The organism is Bradyrhizobium sp. ORS 375 (assembly GCF_000239775.1).
Lineage (GTDB): Bacteria > Pseudomonadota > Alphaproteobacteria > Rhizobiales > Xanthobacteraceae > Bradyrhizobium.
The window spans coordinates 1-1,068 of the sequence record NZ_CAFI01000187.1; the positions used below are offsets into that span (position 1 = coordinate 1).

The window sequence follows — 1,068 nt, forward strand, 5'->3', positions numbered from 1 at the left end:
AATTGAGAACGCTGGTGCCGCAAGAGGGACTCGAACCCCCGACCCCGTCATTACGAATGACGTGCTCTACCAGCTGAGCTATTGCGGCGAACCAAAGCGCTGCGGCCGGCACGGGGCCGGATCACGCGAATGGGCTCCTGATATCGGGCGGGCGCGCGATTGGCAAGGCCGCGCGCGCCGCCGGGACGCGGAATCGAGCCGGTGTGATGCCGGCGAGCGCGGCGGGCCCGGTCGGCCCGCCAAGCCGGGCTCAGCCGCCGAACCGCGACCAGAACCCGCGCCAGCCGCCGGCCTGGGCCTTGGGCGCGATCTGCTCGGCGAACTCGTCGCGGGGCTGGTCGTCGTCCTCGACGCCGGGATCGTCCGGCGGGCGCATGATCGGGACGATCGCCTGGATCGGGGTCTCCGAGGGCTTGGCGAGATCGCTGCGGTTGCGGAACAGCGGCGTCGGGGCGGCGGCCGCGGTTTCCGCCGGCTTGGCCGGCTCGGCCGGGGTCTCCGGCTCCTCGGCCGTCTCAGCCTCGGCTTCGGCCTCGCTGGGCGCCGCGGCCTGCAGCGGGGGGGCCGGCTCGGCAGACGCCGGGCTGGAGGTCGCGACGGCCGGCTCCGTCACATCGCCATCGACGGGGCTCTGCACTCTGTCCTCAGCCTTTTCAACAGGGCTATCCACCGGCTTGTCGACAGGCTTATCCACGGCTTGTTCGACCGGTTGTTCGACCACGGGCTCCGGCGCTTCGGCCTCGACCGGCCGCGGCGGCTCGTTGTCCTGCAGGGTGTTCGGCGTGATCACGACGGGCGCGGCGGGGGCGGTCCGCGGCGGCTCGACCAGCCCCTCCGGGATGGTCGGACGGCTCGGCGGCGCCAGCACGGCCTCGGCGAATTCCGAGCTCTCGATGACGCTGTTGCGTTCCGACGGCAGGCTCGCCACCGGGGTCTGCCATTGGAAGGCGTCGAGCCGGCCGGTGACCGGCGAGATCGGCCGCCAGCGGTCGCTGACATAGCCGTCCGCGGTCCAGGCCGGGTCATGGCGGGCGCGGACCGCGCGCAGGGTCCATTCGCGCGCCTTGC

1 tRNA gene and 1 pseudogene are annotated in these 1,068 nt (G+C 72.9%); both read right to left on the bottom strand.

The window, feature by feature from the left end:
• Window positions 1-12: 12 nt before the first annotated feature.
• Window positions 13-88, bottom strand: a tRNA-Thr gene (locus BRAO375_RS16005).
• A 162-nt stretch (window positions 89-250) separates the two neighbouring features.
• Window positions 251-1,068, bottom strand: a pseudogene (locus BRAO375_RS16010) (hypothetical protein); the annotation flags it as partial.